Here is a 17755-nt window from a genome sequence, read left to right on the forward strand (position 1 = left end):
CATCAACAAGAAGGCGGCGCGGAGCATGGCCTATGAGCCTTGAGTTCTTGTTGCAGAATGTGATCAATGCGCTCCAGTGGGGGAGTTTTTATGCGCTGATCGCCCTGGGATACTCCATGGTGTACAGCATCCTGATGCTGTTCAACTTCACCCATGGCGACATCTTCATGACCGGCACCTACATCGGTCTGGGCGTGGCGACGGGCCTGCTGGCGCTCTCCGGTGCGATGGGGATTGTGCTGCCGGGGTGGTTGCTGCTGGCCATGACCATCGTCATCGCCATGTTCCTCACCTCGTTCGTGGGGGTGGCGGTGGAGCGGGTCGGGTATCGTCCCCTGCGCGACGCCCCGCGCGCTTCGGCGGCCATCACCGGGCTGATGATCGGCATCATGCTGGAGTACGGCAACTTGGCGATTCTGGGCACCCAGCGGCTGCTTTTCCCGCCCATCATCGAAACGGTGACCTACAATATCTTCGGCGTGTTTGTGACCAACAAGAAGATCGTCATCGTGGCCGTGGCGCTGTCCCTGATGCTGGCGTTGCACCTGTTCATCCAGAAGACCCGCTGGGGGATGGCCATGCGGGCCATGTCCTTCGATTTTCAGGTGGTGCCGTTGATGGGGGTTTCCATCAATCTGATCGCGCCGATGACTTTCGCCATCGGCTCGGCCCTGGCGGCCGCCGGTGGTATTTTGTACGCCCTGGCCTATCCGGTGCTCGATCCCTTCATGGGAATCTTGCTCGGCTGGAAGTCCTTCGTCGCCGCCATTCTGGGGGGGCGCGGATCGATTCTGGGAGCGGCCCTGGCCGGTTTTCTGCTCGGTTTCATCGAGGTGTTCGTGCCCATCGTCTTTCCGTCCACCTTCCGGGATCTGATCGCCTACAGCATCATATTGCTGATTCTGACCTTCAGGCCCTATGGTTTTTTCGGACAGGCCCACAGCACCCAGTTGCGGTTGTAGCGCCCTTATTGCGCTGGGGCGCGTGTGGTGGCAAGTGTCGCTTGTCACTTGCATCAGGTGGAAGCAATTCGGTATTCATCGGCGGGCAGCGCATTCGCGCCCGCATTTAATCGGCATAGTGTGGTGCTATGGTCACGGACGGCGTGGGACGACAGGGGATGTGGATGCGGCTGGCGGCATTATGGGGATGGGTGTGGCGCAGCGCGGCGGCGGTGCCGCCGTTGGGGTGGTTGATCGGGGCCTTCTGCGCCGCGGTGCTGGAATTGTTGATCGGTTATGAACTGGCCATCATGCTCTACCTGCCCAAGGTGCCGCCGCTGTTCGGGGCCACCCTGCTTTTTCAGAACCCTTTGCTGTTTCCGGCCACTTTGCTTTTCGACCTGCTGGTCTACATCCTGCCGGTGTGTGCGGTGGCTTTCGGCACGCAACGCCTGACCGACCGGGCGGCCGCTTTTCTCGAGCACCGTCCCACCTGGCTTGCGGCCCTGATGCACCTGGTGCTGATGTATGCGATTTTGCATGTGTGGACCGAGGCCAGCGCCTATCGCCTGCAGGTGTCCAAGCTGGTCATGATCGCCGTGATGCTGACCCTGAGCCTCAATGTGATCAATGGCTACATGGGCGAGTTTTCATGCTCCCACCCAGGCTTCATGGCATTGGGGGCCTATGCCGCCTCGGTCTTCACCCTGGTGCTGTTCACCCAGGACCGGCTGTTCGGCCCCGCGTTGCTGCCCGCCGCCCTGGGCCCTTTTTGCTACCCGTTGGCCCTTTTCATCGGCGGCATGACCGCCGCCCTGGGGGCGCTGGTGGTGGCCATCCCCTCGTTTCGCACGCGGGGCGACTATCTGGCCATCATCTCCCTGGCCTTCATGTTCATCGTCAAAAGCGCCATCGAGAACATCGAGCCTGTCGGCGGACCGCGCGGCATGGGGGGGCAACCCAACTGGTCGACCTTGCCGGTCGTCTTCACCGCCATGGCCCTATGCATCTGGATCATCAACAATTTCGTGCGCTCGACCCTGGGCAAGGCCCTCAATGCGGTGCGGGACAACGAGACCGCCGCGGATGCCATGACCATCAATACCCGCCGCACCAAAATGGTGGCCTTCATGTTCGGCGCCTTCTGGGCCGGTGTCGCGGGCGGGTTGTACGCCCACGAAGTACGGCACGTGACGCCGGGTGGGTTCGGCATTCAGATGCTGGCCGAACAGCTGGCCATGGTCTACTTCGGCGGGCTCAATTCCGTGGTGGGTTCGGTGGTGGGGGCCGTCAGCATCAGCATGGTCAGCGAGGTGCTCAAGCCGCTGGGGCTTTACAAATGGCTGGTGATTCCGCTGATTCTGATATTGGTGATGATTTTCCGGCCCACCGGGTTGATCGCCTTTCGGGATTTCGATATCAAACGCATCCTGGCTCCCCGAAAGGCGGCGCTGAAGCGGAGAGAGTAAAATGTCGTTGTTGCGCGTAACGGATATGACCCATTTTTTCGGCGGGCTGCGGGCGGTTTACCGCTACAACCTGACCCTGGCGCCGGGTGAGATTCGGGGCTTGATCGGCCCCAACGGCGCCGGCAAGACCACCATCTTCAACCTGATCACCGGCATTCACACGCCCTCGCGGGGAACGGTGGCGTTGGAGGGGCGCAACATCGTCGGCCTGCGACCCCACGAGATCGCCACCCGCGGTTTGGGGCGCACCTTCCAGAACATGCTCTTGTGGCGCCACATGACCGTTTTGGAGCATGTCCGGATGGCCCATTATGCCCAGTTGCAATATGGCCTGTTCGGTGCCTTTTTCGGATCCCCGCGCCGCTATGCGGAAGAGGAGCGGGTTGAAGCCAACAGCCTACGCCTGCTGCGGATATTCGATGTGGAGCGCTATGCCCGGCAGATCGTCACCAGCCTGCCTTACGGGGCCCAGCGGCGGGTGGAGATGGCGCGGGCCATGGCCACCCGGCCCAAGGTGCTGTTCCTGGACGAACCCACCGCCGGCATGACCCCCGAAGAGCTGACCCAGATGATCGGCATCATCCGCAAGATCCACCAGGAGTTCCAGGTGGCCATCCTGCTGATCGAGCACCGGCTCAAATTTGTCATGGAGTTGTGCCAACGCATTCAGACCCTGGTGTTCGGCGAAGTGATCGCCGAGGGCACGCCCGAGGAGATCAAGAACAACCCCGAGGTCATCGAGGCCTATCTGGGCAAGGAAGAGGTGGCCTGATGCAGCTGATGGTGGAAAACCTGCACGTTGCCTACGACCGCATCCGGGCTTTGCACGGCGTCACCTTCGGCATCGCCGAGGGCGAGATCGTCTGCATCATCGGCGCCAACGGGGCCGGTAAAAGCACCACCTTGCGGGCCATTTCGCGCATGGTGCCGGCCTTGCCGGGGTCCCGCATGGATTTCGAAGGCCGCAATCTGCTCGACTATCCCCCCGAAAAGGTGGTCAGCCAACTGGGCGTCTCCCACGTGCCCGAAGGGCGGCGGCTTTTCGGCAACCTGACCGTCATGGAGAACTTGAAGCTGGCCACCTTCGCCCGCAAGGATCGTCCGGCCATCAAGCGGGACCTGGACCTGGTCTTCTCCATCTTCCCGCGGCTCGCCGAGCGCGAGTCCCAACCGGCCGGCACGCTCAGCGGCGGGGAGCAGCAAATGGTGGCCGTGGGCCGGGCCTACATGACCGGCCGGCGCATGATGCTGCTGGACGAACCGTCCATGGGGCTGGCGCCTTTGATGATGCTCTCCATGTTCGAGGCGCTCAAGGAGATCAACCAGGCCGGTACCACCATTCTGCTGGTGGAGCAGAATGCCCGGTTGGCCCTCAAGTTCGCGCGCCGCGGCTATGTGATTGAAAACGGGCGCATCGTCATCGAGGGCGATTCGGGCGCGCTGCTCAACGATCCCGGTGTGAAGAAAGCTTACCTGGGGGGGTAGGGCAGGGGTTGCCCATTTGCCGTTCGGGATTTACCATTCGGATGGTGCGACCATCCATCTTCAAGGAGAGAACCAATGGTACGTGCAGGGATTGTGGGTGCATCGGGGTATGCGGGCGCGGAGCTGGTGCGGCTGCTGGCCGGCCATCCCGAGGTGGAATTGACGGCGCTGACCTGCCGCCAGGACGCGGGCGAACCCTTTGATCGCATCTATCCGGCTTTGACCGGCTGGGTGGACCTGGTTTGCGACGCCTATGACGCCGGGCGCTTGGCGGACCAGACGGATGTGGTGTTCACCGCGCTGCCTCACCAGTTGCCCATGACCCTGGTGCCGGATTTGTTGGCGCGAGGGCTGAAGGTGATCGATCTGTCGGCCGATTTCCGTTTTCAGGATGCGGCTGTTTACGAGGCGCACTATCAACCCCACACGGCTGCCGAATTACTGCAGAGGGCGGTTTACGGGCTCAGTGAAGTGTTCGCCGAGCAGATTCGCAATGCCGATCTGATCGGTAATCCCGGCTGTTATCCCACCAGTGTATTGCTTCCCCTGGTGCCCCTGATCGAAGCCGATTTGATCGACACCGATCTGTTGATCGCCGACGCCAAGTCGGGTGTCAGCGGTGCCGGCCGCGGCGCTTCCCTGGGCACCCATTATTGTTCGGTCAACGAATCTTTCAAGGCCTACAAGGTGGCGGGCCATCGCCACACTCCCGAAATGGAGGCGATCATGAGCCGGGTGGCGGGCCGACCGGTGCAGCTCAACTTTGTGCCCCACCTGGTGCCCATGACCCGCGGGATGGAGACCACGATCTACACCCGCCCGCGCGAGGGCGTCACCCTCGAGCGCATCGCGGCCTGCCTGGCCGATTCCTATCGCGGCAAATCCTTCATCCGTCTCCGCGGCGCTCAACCCCCGGACACCTTACATGTGCGGGGCACCAACTGCTGCGACATCGGCTACCATCTCGATGGGCGCACCGGGCGACTGGTGCTCATGTCGGCCATCGACAACCTGGTCAAGGGCGCTGCCGGCCAAGCGGTGCAGAACATGAACATCATGCTGGGGTTGCCGGAAACGGAGGGGCTGCAGGCCTTGCCCTGTCCGCTTTAGGCGATCACCTGCATGCGCGCCGTTCCTAGGGCCGGAAGTCGGAAACCTCCACCAGTTTGAACGCCTTTATCCTGAAATCATTACTTTCCCGGAAAAAACGATTCAGTGCGATGCGTTCCGTTTTGTAGACCACCCTGGCGTTGAAAGTGAAGTCCGCGCTTCGGATCTTGTATTCTTGCTCGAGTTTTTTCTGAAAGGCCCTTTCCAGTTTGAGCACGGTGCTGGTTTGAAAAACGTACTCTTCATCGTTGAAACTGGTTTCGGGGGCCCGCTGGGAAATGATCGGGGTGAAATAGACAATCTTGTCCCTGTAGGAGTAGGCGATCATGTAGCCGAAGGCGGTCGGCCCCTCCGATGAGTTGCTCCAATCGAAAATGGAGCTTCGTTTGTCCGCCAGCGCGCTGCCGACGGCGAATGGCGAACAGACCAATGCACCGACCGCCAGCAGTGCGGGCAACAGGCACAGAATGCGGTGAATCGCGACCTTCATGAAAACACCTCCAAAAAATGTCAAACTTCGGACAATCCTCGACCCTGCAGGATGCCTACGGGCCTCATGGTTGGATGCTTCACCCTCGTCGAATACAGCTGAAGGTCCGCCGGTCTTGGTTCCAGCGCGAACGGTGCAGGAATCGGTGAATTGCATACAACGCCTGAATTATGATTCAAAATAGATATGCAATTTGTGTGCCATAATATTTACGGCATCCATTGCCCTTCGACCCACTGCTGCCCCTTCATCTTCGCCGCACGCCGTTCCGTCGGCGCCGCGGTTCCGATTTTTCCGTTGATTGATATTTCTTCCCGTCCGTGTTAGCGTCGGGACCGTTTTGCACAGCTTATCCACCTCTTGAAGCCTCGCGCCCCATGGCGGCCGCGGCAAACAGGTGCGCAATGACACCGTTGGATTACATTCTGGTCACCATCTTGGGATTCTGCCTGGTCCGCGGCATTTTCCGGGGCCTCGTCAAGGAGGTGTCCGGCATCGTTGGGGTGCTTGCCGGTTTCTACTTCGCGTACACGTACCATGGCCCTCTGTCCGAACTGTTGGCCGGCTGGCTGCCGAACGGCGGGTATGCCGGCATTGTCGGCTTTCTGATCCTTTTCGTGGGTGTTTACCTGGCCATTAATCTTTTGGCGGCGTTGCTCAAATACCTGTTGAACATCGCCTCGATGGGTTGGTCGGATCGCATCGGCGGTCTGCTCGTCGGCGGGGTCAAGGGGGTCCTGATTTTGGCGGTGCTGGTGGCCATGCTGACCACCTTCCTGCCCAAGGACACGAAGGTGCTCAAGGATTCCATCACGGTGCAACATGTAATGCCGGTCAGTACGGTGTTGATGGGGGTGGTCTCCACGGATCTGAAAGCGATGTTCGACAACCATTTGAAGGAATTGAAAACGACATGGCAACAACGCCGGAATCCATAGCGCCGCCGCCCACCTTCGCGGCGGTGCTGGCGTTGATTGAAACCCTGCGCGGCGAGCAGGGCTGCCCCTGGGATCGCAAGCAGACGCCGGCTTCCGCCATCACCTATCTGGTGGAGGAGGCTTTCGAATTGATGGAGGCGGTCATCGCCGACGATACGGATGCCATCCTGGAGGAGATGGGGGATGTCCTGTTTCAGGTGCTTTTCCTGATGGTACTGTATCGGCAGGCGGGACGCTTCAAACCCACCGAGGTGCTGGCGTGCAACCTGCGTAAAATGATTCATCGCCATCCCCACGTGTTCGGGGGCGATACGCTGGACGATGCCGATCAGGTCAAGCGGCGCTGGCGGGAGATCAAACAGCAGGAAAAGGGCAAAGATCGACCGTCGGTGCTTGACGCCGTTCCATCGGGGCTGCCGGCGCTGCTGCGTGCCTATCGGGTCAGCGAGCGGGCGGCGGGTATCGGATTCGATTGGGATGACCTGGCGGGTGTAACGGTGCAGGCGGAGTCGGAATGGGCGGAATTCAATGCCGAGCGAAACCGCATGCCGGAGGGCGACGGGACAACGCGCAAAGACCGAATGGCCGAGGAGTTGGGGGATGTCCTGTTCACCCTGGTCAATGTGGCCCGCCTGGCCGGGATCCATCCCGAGACGGCCCTTACCGCCGCCACGGAGAAGTTTGTGGGTCGATTCAAGCAGATGGAACGAATGGCCGCCGACCAGGGGAAACGCCTGGACGAGGTGCCGCGGCAGGGGTTGGATGCCTTCTGGGAACGGGTCAAGGCGCGGGAACAGGACGCCGGGCAGGCGACAAGCCCGTCCGATGCCCCTCCGGGATCTGACGACCGCTGACATACATGAACGCTTCGGGAGTCGGCTACACACCGGGGGGGGCTGGAAGGAGTAACCGGGCCGCGGGGGTGGCCCGTTCTCTGTTGCTGTCAAGGCAGGGAAACGATAAGGGTCAAACCCGTTCGTCGATGGGCGTTTCCGATGGCGGCAAGCGGTAAATGACATCACCCGCCTTGTTGTATTTTTCGAAAACCACCTTGCTGCCTTCCTCCAGATACTTTGATTCCGGTTTGTTTTCGGTCTGCCGTGAACCGGCAGCGTCGCTTTGCGAGGAAGACTCGACCGCCCTGGTTTCCCGTTGGGCATCGGCCCTCTGCCGGTTCATCTCCTGGTCATGTATCGGTCCGATGGGATCGGTTTTCATGACCGCCCTCAGTGGTGCTTCGCTGATCTTGTTAATCATGGGATCCTCCCTTTCCGCCCTTCGTGTCCTCTCGGGTCAGGTCGGGGCAATTCTTGCCCCGATGCTTTGGTTCATCCGTTCTCAAACAGTGCTGTCGCTTTCCCCGGATGAAGGGTCCCCCGTCGCGTCGGCCGCGGTCGCGGCAATGGGGCCGAACAGCGGGCTGATTCGGTCGAGGGGTAAGCTGTTGGTGCTTTTCCGATCGTCTTCGTCAATGGTGGTGAAGGTGAAACGGACCTCCGCTTTCTCGCTCTTGCCCATGGGCGGTCGCTGGTAGGTGTCGGCCAACAACTCCGCGAAGCGGCTGCGGGGCGCTTCGCCGGAGATCTGCGCCACGATGTTTTCCGACACCTGGTCGATGATCGCCTGGCGGGGACGCCGACCGGACAAGCCCATCCCCTCCGTCACAGGGGAAGGCGATGCGGATCGTTCATTGTCCGCGCCGGTGCGTTGGCTCAATTGCTTCCGGTAGACATCCAGTACATTGTGGATTTGGTAATTGTGTATATACATGTGGGTCCCTCCGATTGTGTTATCGGCGGGTTTCACCCTGACTTTAGAAAAAATGTGGGGTGGGGATTAAAAAAAATGAAGCCTTCTATGCGGGACGCACCGCAGGGGATCGAAGACCATCGATTTACCCTGCGGTGCGCTCTGAAGCGTCGGGTATGCGTAAGCGTCAGCCGGTCCTTTGTTAATCCTCGAAGTCGCCCGCGGGACCTTTGTTGGAGGTGATGGCTTTGGCCTTTTCGATGATCTTGGCCTCTGTCCACGCCTCGGGTGTTTCAATGCGCTCCGCCTTCGGTCCGGGATCGTGGCTGCCGGCCTTGAGAATCGCATCGATGGCCAATGGCGCGGTATCGCTCGCATTGAACACATCCACCAACATCTTGTAGACGAAGGTTTCGACCCGCGTCGCCATGCGATTGCGCACCTCCGCCGGTTGGCTCAGCAGCTTGCTCTCGAAGGGCAGGTTGAGTTTTTTGAAGTCCCCTTTTTTCCAGCCCTGGGATTGGGCATAGTCCTGCATTTGCGCCCACACCTCTTCGGCGACCCCCTCGCCTTCGACCTTTTTGAACCGGCCCTCGCTGTCGAGGATGGCATTGCCGTAATCGTTGACCTCCACCCCCCATGAAATCATTTGCAAGGCCGTGGCCACATTGGCTTTGGTGGTGCGTGTTTCCTGTGCTATGCGGCGCAGGCGGTCCGAGCTGTTGCCCGATGTGCCGTGTTGGGCACCCGAAATGTTGTAGGGCACCAAGGCCGCATGAATCTCGGCCGTGAGTTCGACCTGAATGCCCTGGTCGCTGGCTTCGATCCCATGGGTGGTCCCGTTGTTCAGTGCGATCCAATTGGGGAAGATGTCGTGGGCGTTGAGCCCCTGGATCAGAAATAGGGCCTCCTCTTTGGTGGAAAGCCCAAGTTTGCCTTTGATTTCACCCACCTCTGTCTCAAGACCGGCCCAGTCGGGCACGTAGGGGTTGAGGGCGATGCTGGCCAGCAGATTGCGGTCGTCGGGCATATGGGAAGCATCGATGGCGATGGAGGTGATACCGGCGTCGAACATCGACGGGATTTCGGTGCGGGCGGTTTGGATGTCCTTGTCGTTTTTGATGCCGTAATGGTCGGCATGGATCGCCACCGGTATGCGGATGCCCATCTCATTGCAAAGGCTGTCCACGATGCGGGCCATGTTCCAGTAATTGACCGCGCAATAGGCGTTGGCGCCGCCTTCGGATTTGGCAATCTCAATGATGAGCACTGCGTTGGCCCGTTGGGCCGCCCGCAAGGCGCCCCGGATGACCATCTGATTGCGACCGTTGGCCGCCATGCAGATGCTATTGCCTTTGGCCAACATGGCCATGTCGATGTATTTGCCGCTTACCAGCAAAGCCCGGGAGTTGGGAAACAGCGTTTGAATGTTGGGGGGGCGACCGACCGCCAGTGCACGATCGAAATCCTTAGAGGAGATATCCGCCATCTTTGCTTCCTCCTTGTGCGATGTTTGCTTGTTGATAGGTTAACCGGGATAGGGCATGCGGGCAGGCAGCGGGTTGCGAGCTACTGGGAGCGCTCGTCGGCAACGCGCTCATTGAAGGCCTTCACCTGTTGGCCGAAGTCGTCCCGCTTCTCTTCATACGCTTGGGTACGGGCGTTGAAAGCTTCGATCTTTGAATTCAATGCATCGATCGCCGCCGCCCCGACCGCTTCCGCTTGCTCTTCATCCAGGGCATCCCGCTCTTGAAGAAGCGCCTCATATTCTTGGTTCAGGGCCGCTTCCAAGGCCTCCAGCCGCTCCCGCTCCGCCTCCAGGTCGTCCATCTCCTCCGCGGCCGCATCGGACCTTTGCGGGGCGCTGTCTGCGGATGGGGTGTTGCGGGGCGCGGGCGCTTCGTAAGTCTGCACCCGGTCTTGCTGGTCCCGGGGCACCTTGCTCAGATCGTCGGTGTAAATGACATTTCCCTGTTCGTCCGTGTAACGATAAAATTCGCCCAGTGCCGGTGTTGCCGCTAACAGGGCGACCAGGATCCACGCCAGCATGCGTGCCGTTTTCATGAGTGGTTTCCTTTGATAGGTCCAGTTTTGTTGCTGTTTTCGGTTGGAAATTTATGCTAATATACGGCCTCACCGGACAGGATGTCAAGGTATGTGGTATGCGGTGGCGGGCGCTTCGCTGTTGCTCCGCCCGGGAGATCGGCTTTCCGATATTGTCAGGGATCAGGCGCGTGTGATGAATCTAATTGCTTTACGACATGGGCAACGGGTATCGCGACTGCCGCAAGCGAGTCGTCACCGGCTGTGGTGGTGCATGCTGCTGTGCACGGTGGCGCTTGTTGCCGGTTGCGCAATGCCCCTGCCGCGACCAACCGACACGGTTGCCCCGGCTGCGGAACCCGGCGACCCCATCTTCCAGCAGGCGGATCGGTTTTGGCGGCAGGCGGCTTTGGACCAGGCCATGGTCCATTTCAGTCGCTACCTGGCCCATCATCCGAATGGGCGCCACGCGCCGCGCGCCTTGCAACGCTTGGGGGATATCTACCAGCGCAGGGATCAGTTCGAGGCCGCCCGCGCCTTTTACCTGAGAGTGATCGAACAATATCCCGATACCGAGGCCGCAGACGATGCCCGCCTGGCCATCATCGATCTGCTGATCGCCGACGGTCGTCCGGCGGAGGCCATGGAACTGGCGGATCGCCTGTCGGCCGGCAGACCCGCGCCGGAGGTTGCCCACACTTTATGGCAGCGTCTGTACCAGTTGCACGCCGCGGTCGCGGACACGCCGCGATCGGCCTGGTATGCCTACCTGCTGCGGCAAGAAGGGCCGGAGGAAAGCCGTGCGCTTTGGGCGGAGCGGGTCGAGGCGGCTTTCGCCCGTCTCGAAATCAGCGATATCGAATGGCTCTGGGACCGAGTCGATGATCGGGACTTGCGGGCCGATTTGATGTATCGGTATGGCGCGCTGCAGGCGGTGGCAGAGAACGACGACACGGCCCTGGAGGTCCTTTCCGCCTTTCGGCAAGCCCATCCCGGACATCCGCAGGCCGTGGATGCGGCAGCCATGGTGGAAACCCTTGTCCGCCGCCTCTCCTTCGCGCCAATGACCATCGGGTGCCTTTTGCCGCTCAGCGGTTCCCACGAGACCTTTGGACAGCGGATGTTGCAAGCCATCGAAATGGCCTTGGTCACCGTTTCGGAGAACGATGCCGTGCGTCCGATCCGGCTCGTAGTGGAAGATACCGGCTCCAATGAACGGGGGGCCGTGCAGGGGGTCCGCGCCCTGGCCGAGGCCGGGGTGGGAGCGATCCTGGGCCCCGTTGTGACCGCGTCGGCCGCCGCCCGCGAGGCGCAACGGTTGAAGGTGCCCATGGTGACCTTCACCCAACGGCAAGATATCACCGAGGTGGGCGATTACATCTTCCGCCATTTCATCACGCCCGGCAGCCAGGTGCGCACCCTGGTGAACCACTTCGTCAATGACATGGGGTTGCGTCGTTTTGCCGTGCTCTACCCCGATGAGACCTATGGCCGCACCTTCATGCGACTTTTCTGGGGTGAGGTGGCCCGCCAGGGCGGCGTCGTAATGGCCGCGGTGGCCTACGACCCCGAGCAGACCGATTTTGCCGCCACCATCGCCCGCCTCATGGGGCCGGACCATTCGGTGCCGGCGGACTTGCGGGTGCCGGCGACCATTCGGCCCTCCGAAAGACGCCATTTCCTTTCGCCGAATCAACTTCGGGGCGGTGGCGGCCACCCGGTGATGGACCCCGTCGCCCGAATGTCCGGTTTGTACCATGAAGATCGTCTTGAGGGGCAACGGGCGGGCGCGGACGACATCCCATTGCCGCCCTTCGACGTGCTTTTCATTCCCGATGGACCCCGCTCCACCGGTCTCATCCTGCCCCAACTGGTCTACCACGATGTGCAGGACATGATACTTGCGGGAACCAACCTGTGGCACACCTCCCAATTGTTGGACATGGCCCGGCAGTTCGCGCAGAACGCAGTTTTGGTGGACGGATTTTTCAAGGAGAGCCGATTGCCGATGGTGCGCCGGTTCGTGGACGGCTACCGCGAACTGTATGGCGCCGATCCGGGACTGGTGGAAGCCTTCGCCTATGACACCGCCCGGATGTTGTTCGAGGTGCTGGACACTCCCGATATGCGCCTGCGTCCGCAACTGCGCGACGCCTTACGCCAAAAGATTCATCTGGACGGCGTGACCGGCGCGACCGCCTTCGACCATCGCGGCGACGCGCTCAAGACCCTCAACCTGTTGCGCATCGAAGGCAACCGGTTTGTCGAAATCGCATCCCCATGAACCCTTACCACCTGGCCTACAACTTGATTGGCGCCGGCATCGGCGCCGTCTTGAAGCCCGCCTGGTGGCTGCGCGCCCGACACGCTGAAGATCGGCAGGAACAGTTTCGCCAGCGCTTCGGCCGCTATCCGGCGGCACTCCGGGCATCGCTCGGGGGGCGGGGGGCACGGATCTGGATGCACGCGGTCTCGGTGGGCGAGGTGGGCGTGGCCCTGGCCCTTGAAGATCCCCTTACGGCCCATGTGCCCCATTGTCGTTTGGCCTTATCCACCACCACCGTGCAAGGGTTGATCCGGGCCCGGACCGTATTGGACGGCCGGGTACCTTGCTTCTATGCGCCCATCGACCTGCCATGGACCACCCGCAGGGCGCTGGAGATGGTGCGGCCCCATACACTGGTGCTGCTGGAGACCGAGCTTTGGCCCAACCTGATCATCGCCGCCCACCGTTCGGGGGTGCGCACCGCCATGTTGAACGGTCGCATTTCGGTGCGGGCCATCGAACGCTATCGCAAGGTGCGCCCGATGCTGGCGCACATGCTGGCGCACGTCGATGCTTTCAGCATGATCTCCACGGCCGACGCCCAACGCATCATTTCTTTGGGTGCCCCCGAGGAGCGGGTTTCCGTCAACGGCAATGCCAAGTTCGACAGCCCCGATCCTCATCCGGAGCGAGAGCAAACCCGGGCCTGGGCCATGCAGCTTTACGGTTTGCGACCGGAAACGCCGGTTTTCGTGGCCGGCAGCACACGCCATCCGGAGGAGCGGTCCCTTTTGAGCGCCTTCCGTCAAATCCATCAGCACTTTCCCGAAACGGTCCTGATCATCGCGCCGCGCCATCTTGAGCGGGTGCCGCGGGTGGTCCAGTGGGTGAGCGAGGCGGGGCTCAGCTGCCAACGCCGCAGCCGATTGGAGGGCGAAGGACGCCATACCCCCGTGGTGGTGCTGGATACCATCGGCGAGCTGGCGGCCACTTACAGCGTGGCCCGTTTCGTTTTTTGTGGCGGGAGCCTTGTGCCCAAGGGGGGGCAGAACATGCTGGAGCCGGCCCTTTGGTCCAAGCCGGTCATGTACGGTGCTTCCATGGAGGATTTTGCCGACGCCCGGGTCCTGATCGAACGCGCCGGTGGTGGCTTCATGGTGCAGGATGCGGATCGAATGGCCGCCCTGGCCATCGAGTGGTTGCGCCGGCCGGAGGTGGCGGTCGAGGCGGGCCGCGCCGCCCGCGCCGCCATCCTTGTCCACCGCGGCGCCGCGAGGCGCCACGCCGCGGTCATCGAAGGCTTGCTCAAGAGGTGATCGGCGTATTGCTTCATGCCGGGTTTTTCATGGGCAACTGACCGGTGGTCTCCATCACCGCCGACCAGAGTTCGCCGGTGGGTGAAACCTGTTTGCGCCGGCTGGTGGCCGCTTCCATGGGGATGTGCACAAAATGGTTGTTCCACCGGCCGATCACCACCTTGGTCTTGCCGGCCATGCCGGCATGTACGGCGTTGCGGCCCAGAAAGCCGCAGAATACGCTGTCGTTGGCATTGGCCGGCAGACTGCGGATCATGTAGCTGGGGTCGATGTACTTGATGTTGACCTCGATGCCTTTTCCCTTGAAGTATTTCGCCATGGCACCTTTCAAATAGATGCCGATGTCGCTTAAGCGGATGTTGCCCGACTCGTCGGTTTCGCCGCCGTTGTTTTCGAAAAATTTCTGGCCCGCGCCTTCGGCCACAACAATGACCGCATGACCGCGCAGCGCCAGTCGCTTCTCCAGGGCGGCCAGAAAGCCGTTGGGCCCCTCCAGGTCGAAATCCACCTCGGGTATCAATACGAAATTGACATCCTGCTGCGCCAGTGCCGCCGTGGCGGCGATGAAGCCGGAGTGGCGCCCCATCAGCTTGATCAACCCGATCCCGTTGGGATAGCCGGCGGCTTCGTTGTGGGCGCCGATGATGGCCTGGGTCGAAACATCCACCGCCGTTTCGAAGCCGAAGGAGCGGGAAATCATGTAGATGTCGTTGTCAATGGTTTTGGGAATGCCCACCACACTGATTTTCAGGTTACGCTGTAGAATTTCGTCGGCGATTTTGACCGCGGCCCGCAATGTGCCGTCGCCGCCGACCATGAACAGGATGCCGATGTTCATGCGCTCCAGGCAATCGACGATTTCGCCGATCTCCTGCGGCCCGCGGGAGGAGCCCAAAATCGATCCGCCGCGATCGAGGATGCCGGCCACCGAAGCTGGTTCCAGATCCATTACATCGTGGCCGTATTTGGGAATGAAGCCCTGCAGGCCATAGCGCATGCCGTAAATGGTGCGCACGCCATAATGATAGTAGAGCTCCAGGACGATGGAGCGGATGATGTCGTTGAGCCCGGGGCAAAGACCACCGCAGGTGACCAGGGCGCAACGCAGTTTGCTGGAATCGAAATAGATCTTGCGGCGCGGTCCGGCCAGCTCGAAGGATGCGAGAGGACCTTCCTTTTGCAGGTCCGCCTCGATTTCCTCGAGGCGGATGTTGACCAGCACGCGATCTTTCTCTTCAATAAATGATTGGTGGCTCGTACCGTCTCCGTTGAGCAACGGAGAGGTCACGCTTGCTTTGCCGATTTCGGTGATTCCGGTATCGGTGATTTCGATGTGGTGCATGGATGGCACTCCTTGCAATCAGCATTCCGGCGGTAGAAAGCGCCGCGACGCACAAGGTGTACAACGGTTATGCGTCACTTGCCGTTGAATTTGAATTCGCCCTTGCCCAATATATCGTGCAAATGCAGAATTCCTGTAACGTTTTTATCGTGATCGATGATGGGCAGGACGGTGATCTGGTGTCGTTCCATGGTGTTGAGGGCATCGTAAGCCGGCATTTCCGGATGGGCGTGCAAGGGGTCACCGCTCATCAATTGATCCACGATCATGGTGTTCAATGGTTTGTTCTGCGCCAGGGCGCGGCGTATGTCACCGTCCGTGATGATGCCGGCCAAATGGCCGTCGCCGTCCATCACCAGAATCACCCCCAGGCTGTGGCGGTTCATTTCTTTAAGGGCGTCCGCCATCGGTGTTTGGCAGGGTACCGACGGCACGGCGTCCCCAGTGAGCATGATGTCCCTGACATTGCGGGCCAGGCGATGGCCCAAGGCGCCGCCGGGATGGAACCGTTTGAAATCGTCGCTCTTGAAGTGCTTGCGATTGACCAGCACCACGGCCAGGGCGTCCCCCATGGCCAACATGGCGGTGGTGGAGCTGGTGGGGGCCAGGCCCAGCGAGCAGGCCTCCCGTGCCACGCCGACATCGATGACCAGGTCGCTGTGTCGCGCCAGGGTGGAGTCGCCATTGCCGGTAAAGGCGATGATGGGGCAACCCACCACTTGAATGCGGGGCAGCAAGATGTTCAACTCATCGGTTTCACCGCTGGCCGAGAGGGCCAGGAACACATCTTCCGGGCAGACCATGCCCAAATCGCCGTGCATGGCCTCCACCGGGTGTAGAAATAAGGACCGGGTCCCCGTACTGTTGAGGGTCGCCACGATTTTGCGCGCAATGATACCGGATTTGCCGATGCCGCCGATGATCACGCGGCCCGTGCAGTCACAAATCATGTCGACCAGTTGAGCGAAGCGCCCGTCGACCCTTCGACTCATTGCGAGAATACTTTCGGCTTCCAGTTCCAACACCGCGACCGCTTCCTTGATCACAGCCTGATGATCTTGTTCCGCCATTTGAACTCCGTATCAATGGTTCGCGGCATTCCATCAGAGGTGTGCCGCGAATCGAAATCACAAAAAAGGATTTGATATATCCAATATGAGGGCGCATAATGAAAATCGCCGTGACACAATAAATCAACTCTGCGGCACATGCAAGGGCTTCAAACCATCGACGGATATCGGTGATCCACCGGCCACGGTGAATCTTGACACGAATTTCGGCATTTCAAAATAACAATCAGAGAATGGAGGCGCTTTCATGGAGATGAGTCAAGTGTTGGAAACCGTGTGGGAACTGGTGGTGATTTACGGGCTGAAGGTCTTGGCGGCGATCGTCATCCTCATCGTCGGGCGATGGGTTTCCATGGCCGTGCGCAAGCTGGTGCGGCGGCTCATGGCCCGGGCGGAGATCGACGAGACCATCGTCAGCTTCGTCGGCAACCTGGTCTATGTGGCGTTGCTGGCCTTCGTGGTCATCGCGGCATTGAGTCAACTGGGAATTCAAACCACCTCCTTCATCGCCATATTGGGTGCCGCCGGTCTGGCCGTCGGTTTGGCCCTGCAAGGCTCCCTGGCCAATTTTGCCGCCGGGTTTTTGATGATCATCTTCCGCCCCTTTCGGGTGGGTGACTACATCGAGGGCGGCGGCGTGGCCGGCACGGTGGAAGAAATCCAGATCTTCACCACCACATTGAAAACCCCGGACAACAAAACCGTCATCGTGCCCAACGCCAAGATGACCGGCGACAACATCGTCAACTGGTCCACCAAGGGGACCCGGCGCGTGGACATGGTGTTCGGGATCGGTTACGGCGACGACATCGACAAGGCCCGGCAGACCATCACCGCCGTGCTGGCAGAGGATGATCGGATCCTCAAGGAGCCGGCGATGCTCATCGCGGTGGTCGAGCTGGGCGACAGCAGCGTTAATTTCGTGGTGCGCCCCTGGGTCAAGGCCGAACACTATTGGGGTGTGTTCTTCGACACCACGGAAAAGGTCAAAAAAGCCTTTGACGCCAACGGCATCTCCATTCCATTTCCCCAACGGGATGTGCACCTATACCAGCACACCCCGTCCGACGTTTGATCGTTTTTAATTTTTTCTCCATTTTTTCTTGACAAGGCGGATCGGCTCGCATATACGCCGTTTCACCGAAACTGCATGAATGGCCGGCGGCCATGCGCCGGCTGTTTTTTTTGGCATTTTATTCAACGGAGGTGTTTACCATGATTTGTCAAACCATTCGCAAAGGTTCCGAGTGTGCTTTCATGACCGCCAAAGGGTGTGCTTACAATGGCGGCCTCTGCCACGAGATCATCGAGTCGTGTCAGGGTTGCGGGCGCGCCACCCAGCTCGAGGCGGGGTGGTACTGCGCGAGCTGTCCGGAGCCGGCGATCAAATGGAAGAGCGGACCCTGCAACCTGGCCACCCATGTCACCGCTACCGTGGCGACGACCCAGGCCAAAATCAATCCGATCAAGGCATCCAAAAGAGGAAGTCGGTAATGCGATCGGCCGTTACAAGCCGAACCCCATCCCGACGCCGGG

18 protein-coding genes are annotated in these 17755 nt (G+C 60.5%); 11 read left to right on the forward strand and 7 right to left on the reverse strand.

Annotated features, from left to right (window positions below; genetic code table 11):
• Positions 1-32: 32 nt before the first annotated feature.
• The 5 genes from MRX98_RS05710 to argC all read left to right on the forward strand — a co-directional run bounded on the left by MRX98_RS05710 (position 33) and on the right by argC (position 5005).
• Complete coding sequence (locus MRX98_RS05710; protein ID WP_246903815.1) at positions 33-962, forward strand: branched-chain amino acid ABC transporter permease; 930 nt, start codon at positions 33-35, stop codon at positions 960-962.
• 128 nt (positions 963-1090) lie between these two features.
• Positions 1091-2410, forward strand: coding sequence for a branched-chain amino acid ABC transporter permease (locus MRX98_RS05715; RefSeq protein WP_246903816.1), 1320 nt, complete (start codon positions 1091-1093; stop codon positions 2408-2410).
• 1 nt (position 2411) lies between these two features.
• Positions 2412-3182: an ABC transporter ATP-binding protein gene (locus MRX98_RS05720; protein ID WP_246903817.1), complete on the forward strand. Its 771-nt coding sequence runs from the start codon at positions 2412-2414 to the stop codon at positions 3180-3182.
• On the forward strand, positions 3182-3895 hold the full coding sequence (locus MRX98_RS05725; protein ID WP_246903819.1) for an ABC transporter ATP-binding protein: 714 nt from the start codon (positions 3182-3184) through the stop codon (positions 3893-3895). Before MRX98_RS05720 ends, MRX98_RS05725 begins: the two co-directional genes overlap by 1 nt.
• 75 nt (positions 3896-3970) lie before the next feature.
• Positions 3971-5005, forward strand: a complete 1035-nt coding sequence (gene argC, locus MRX98_RS05730) for an N-acetyl-gamma-glutamyl-phosphate reductase (protein ID WP_246903821.1) — start codon at positions 3971-3973, stop codon at positions 5003-5005.
• Between the two features lie 25 nt (positions 5006-5030).
• Here the strand turns inward: argC and MRX98_RS05735 are convergent, their stop codons facing one another.
• Positions 5031-5495, reverse strand: a complete 465-nt coding sequence (locus MRX98_RS05735) for a hypothetical protein (protein WP_246903823.1) — start codon at positions 5493-5495, stop codon at positions 5031-5033.
• A 404-nt stretch (positions 5496-5899) separates the two neighbouring features.
• Between MRX98_RS05735 and MRX98_RS05740 the strand changes: the two genes are divergently transcribed.
• On the forward strand, positions 5900-6433 hold the full coding sequence (locus MRX98_RS05740; RefSeq protein WP_246903825.1) for a CvpA family protein: 534 nt from the start codon (positions 5900-5902) through the stop codon (positions 6431-6433).
• Positions 6409-7287, forward strand: a complete 879-nt coding sequence (mazG, locus tag MRX98_RS05745; protein WP_246903827.1) for a nucleoside triphosphate pyrophosphohydrolase — start codon at positions 6409-6411, stop codon at positions 7285-7287. Before MRX98_RS05740 ends, mazG begins: the two co-directional genes overlap by 25 nt.
• A gap of 112 nt (positions 7288-7399) precedes the next feature.
• Here mazG and MRX98_RS05750 read toward each other — a convergent pair whose 3' ends face one another.
• The 4 genes from MRX98_RS05750 to MRX98_RS05765 form a co-directional block, all read right to left on the reverse strand.
• Positions 7400-7690 carry a hypothetical protein gene (locus MRX98_RS05750; RefSeq protein WP_246903829.1) on the reverse strand — a complete coding sequence of 97 codons (291 nt, stop codon included), beginning with the start codon at positions 7688-7690 and terminating at the stop codon, positions 7400-7402.
• 81 nt (positions 7691-7771) lie between these two features.
• Positions 7772-8203 carry a hypothetical protein gene (locus MRX98_RS05755; RefSeq protein ID WP_246903831.1) on the reverse strand — a complete coding sequence of 144 codons (432 nt, stop codon included), beginning with the start codon at positions 8201-8203 and terminating at the stop codon, positions 7772-7774.
• 181 nt (positions 8204-8384) lie between these two features.
• On the reverse strand, positions 8385-9671 hold the full coding sequence (locus MRX98_RS05760) for a class II fructose-bisphosphate aldolase (protein WP_246903833.1): 1287 nt from the start codon (positions 9669-9671) through the stop codon (positions 8385-8387).
• An 80-nt stretch (positions 9672-9751) separates the two neighbouring features.
• A complete protein-coding gene (locus MRX98_RS05765; RefSeq protein ID WP_246903834.1) occupies positions 9752-10246 on the reverse strand; it encodes a DUF4124 domain-containing protein in 495 nt (164 codons plus the stop codon).
• 175 nt (positions 10247-10421) lie between these two features.
• Between MRX98_RS05765 and MRX98_RS05770 the strand changes: the two genes are divergently transcribed.
• The gene (locus MRX98_RS05770; protein ID WP_246903835.1) at positions 10422-12509 is read left to right on the forward strand and encodes a penicillin-binding protein activator; all 2088 of its coding nucleotides are present in this window, start codon (positions 10422-10424) and stop codon (positions 12507-12509) included.
• Positions 12506-13807, forward strand: coding sequence for a 3-deoxy-D-manno-octulosonic acid transferase (locus MRX98_RS05775; protein WP_246903836.1), 1302 nt, complete (start codon positions 12506-12508; stop codon positions 13805-13807). Before MRX98_RS05770 ends, MRX98_RS05775 begins: the two co-directional genes overlap by 4 nt.
• A gap of 13 nt (positions 13808-13820) precedes the next feature.
• On the opposite strand, the gene MRX98_RS05780 is transcribed toward MRX98_RS05775, so the two are convergent.
• Together MRX98_RS05780 and MRX98_RS05785 are read right to left on the reverse strand one after the other, a co-directional pair.
• Positions 13821-15149 (reverse strand): ATP-dependent 6-phosphofructokinase, encoded by a 1329-nt coding sequence (locus MRX98_RS05780; RefSeq protein ID WP_246903837.1) that lies wholly within the window; start codon positions 15147-15149, stop codon positions 13821-13823.
• 74 nt (positions 15150-15223) lie between these two features.
• Positions 15224-16219 (reverse strand): KpsF/GutQ family sugar-phosphate isomerase, encoded by a 996-nt coding sequence (locus MRX98_RS05785; protein ID WP_246903838.1) that lies wholly within the window; start codon positions 16217-16219, stop codon positions 15224-15226.
• Between the two features lie 247 nt (positions 16220-16466).
• On the opposite strand from MRX98_RS05785, the gene MRX98_RS05790 reads away from it, so the two are divergent.
• Together MRX98_RS05790 and MRX98_RS05795 are read left to right on the forward strand one after the other, a co-directional pair.
• On the forward strand, positions 16467-17294 hold the full coding sequence (locus MRX98_RS05790) for a mechanosensitive ion channel family protein (protein WP_343217730.1): 828 nt from the start codon (positions 16467-16469) through the stop codon (positions 17292-17294).
• A 140-nt stretch (positions 17295-17434) separates the two neighbouring features.
• Complete coding sequence (locus tag MRX98_RS05795) at positions 17435-17713, forward strand: PxxKW family cysteine-rich protein (protein WP_246903839.1); 279 nt, start codon at positions 17435-17437, stop codon at positions 17711-17713.
• Positions 17714-17755: the final 42 nt, after the last annotated feature.

This window comes from Desulfatitalea alkaliphila (genome assembly GCF_022968795.1).
Taxonomy (GTDB): domain Bacteria; phylum Desulfobacterota; class Desulfobacteria; order Desulfobacterales; family Desulfosarcinaceae; genus Desulfatitalea; species Desulfatitalea alkaliphila.

Excerpts from the sequence above, each read along its gene's own strand:
- MRX98_RS05710 (WP_246903815.1), top strand. The coding sequence starts at position 33 with ATGAGCCTTGAGTTCTTGTTGCAGAATGTGATCAATGCGCTCCAGTGG.
- MRX98_RS05715 (WP_246903816.1), top strand. The coding sequence starts at position 1,091 with ATGGTCACGGACGGCGTGGGACGACAGGGGATGTGGATGCGGCTGGCG.
- MRX98_RS05720 (WP_246903817.1), top strand. The coding sequence starts at position 2,412 with ATGTCGTTGTTGCGCGTAACGGATATGACCCATTTTTTCGGCGGGCTG.
- MRX98_RS05725 (WP_246903819.1), top strand. The coding sequence starts at position 3,182 with ATGCAGCTGATGGTGGAAAACCTGCACGTTGCCTACGACCGCATCCGG.
- argC (WP_246903821.1), top strand. The coding sequence starts at position 3,971 with ATGGTACGTGCAGGGATTGTGGGTGCATCGGGGTATGCGGGCGCGGAG.
- MRX98_RS05735 (WP_246903823.1), bottom strand. The coding sequence starts at position 5,495 with ATGAAGGTCGCGATTCACCGCATTCTGTGCCTGTTGCCCGCACTGCTG.
- MRX98_RS05740 (WP_246903825.1), top strand. The coding sequence starts at position 5,900 with ATGACACCGTTGGATTACATTCTGGTCACCATCTTGGGATTCTGCCTG.
- mazG (WP_246903827.1), top strand. The coding sequence starts at position 6,409 with ATGGCAACAACGCCGGAATCCATAGCGCCGCCGCCCACCTTCGCGGCG.
- MRX98_RS05750 (WP_246903829.1), bottom strand. The coding sequence starts at position 7,690 with ATGATTAACAAGATCAGCGAAGCACCACTGAGGGCGGTCATGAAAACC.
- MRX98_RS05755 (WP_246903831.1), bottom strand. The coding sequence starts at position 8,203 with ATGTATATACACAATTACCAAATCCACAATGTACTGGATGTCTACCGG.
- MRX98_RS05760 (WP_246903833.1), bottom strand. The coding sequence starts at position 9,671 with ATGGCGGATATCTCCTCTAAGGATTTCGATCGTGCACTGGCGGTCGGT.
- MRX98_RS05765 (WP_246903834.1), bottom strand. The coding sequence starts at position 10,246 with ATGAAAACGGCACGCATGCTGGCGTGGATCCTGGTCGCCCTGTTAGCG.
- MRX98_RS05770 (WP_246903835.1), top strand. The coding sequence starts at position 10,422 with ATGAATCTAATTGCTTTACGACATGGGCAACGGGTATCGCGACTGCCG.
- MRX98_RS05775 (WP_246903836.1), top strand. The coding sequence starts at position 12,506 with ATGAACCCTTACCACCTGGCCTACAACTTGATTGGCGCCGGCATCGGC.
- MRX98_RS05780 (WP_246903837.1), bottom strand. The coding sequence starts at position 15,149 with ATGCACCACATCGAAATCACCGATACCGGAATCACCGAAATCGGCAAA.
- MRX98_RS05785 (WP_246903838.1), bottom strand. The coding sequence starts at position 16,219 with ATGGCGGAACAAGATCATCAGGCTGTGATCAAGGAAGCGGTCGCGGTG.
- MRX98_RS05790 (WP_343217730.1), top strand. The coding sequence starts at position 16,467 with ATGGAGATGAGTCAAGTGTTGGAAACCGTGTGGGAACTGGTGGTGATT.
- MRX98_RS05795 (WP_246903839.1), top strand. The coding sequence starts at position 17,435 with ATGATTTGTCAAACCATTCGCAAAGGTTCCGAGTGTGCTTTCATGACC.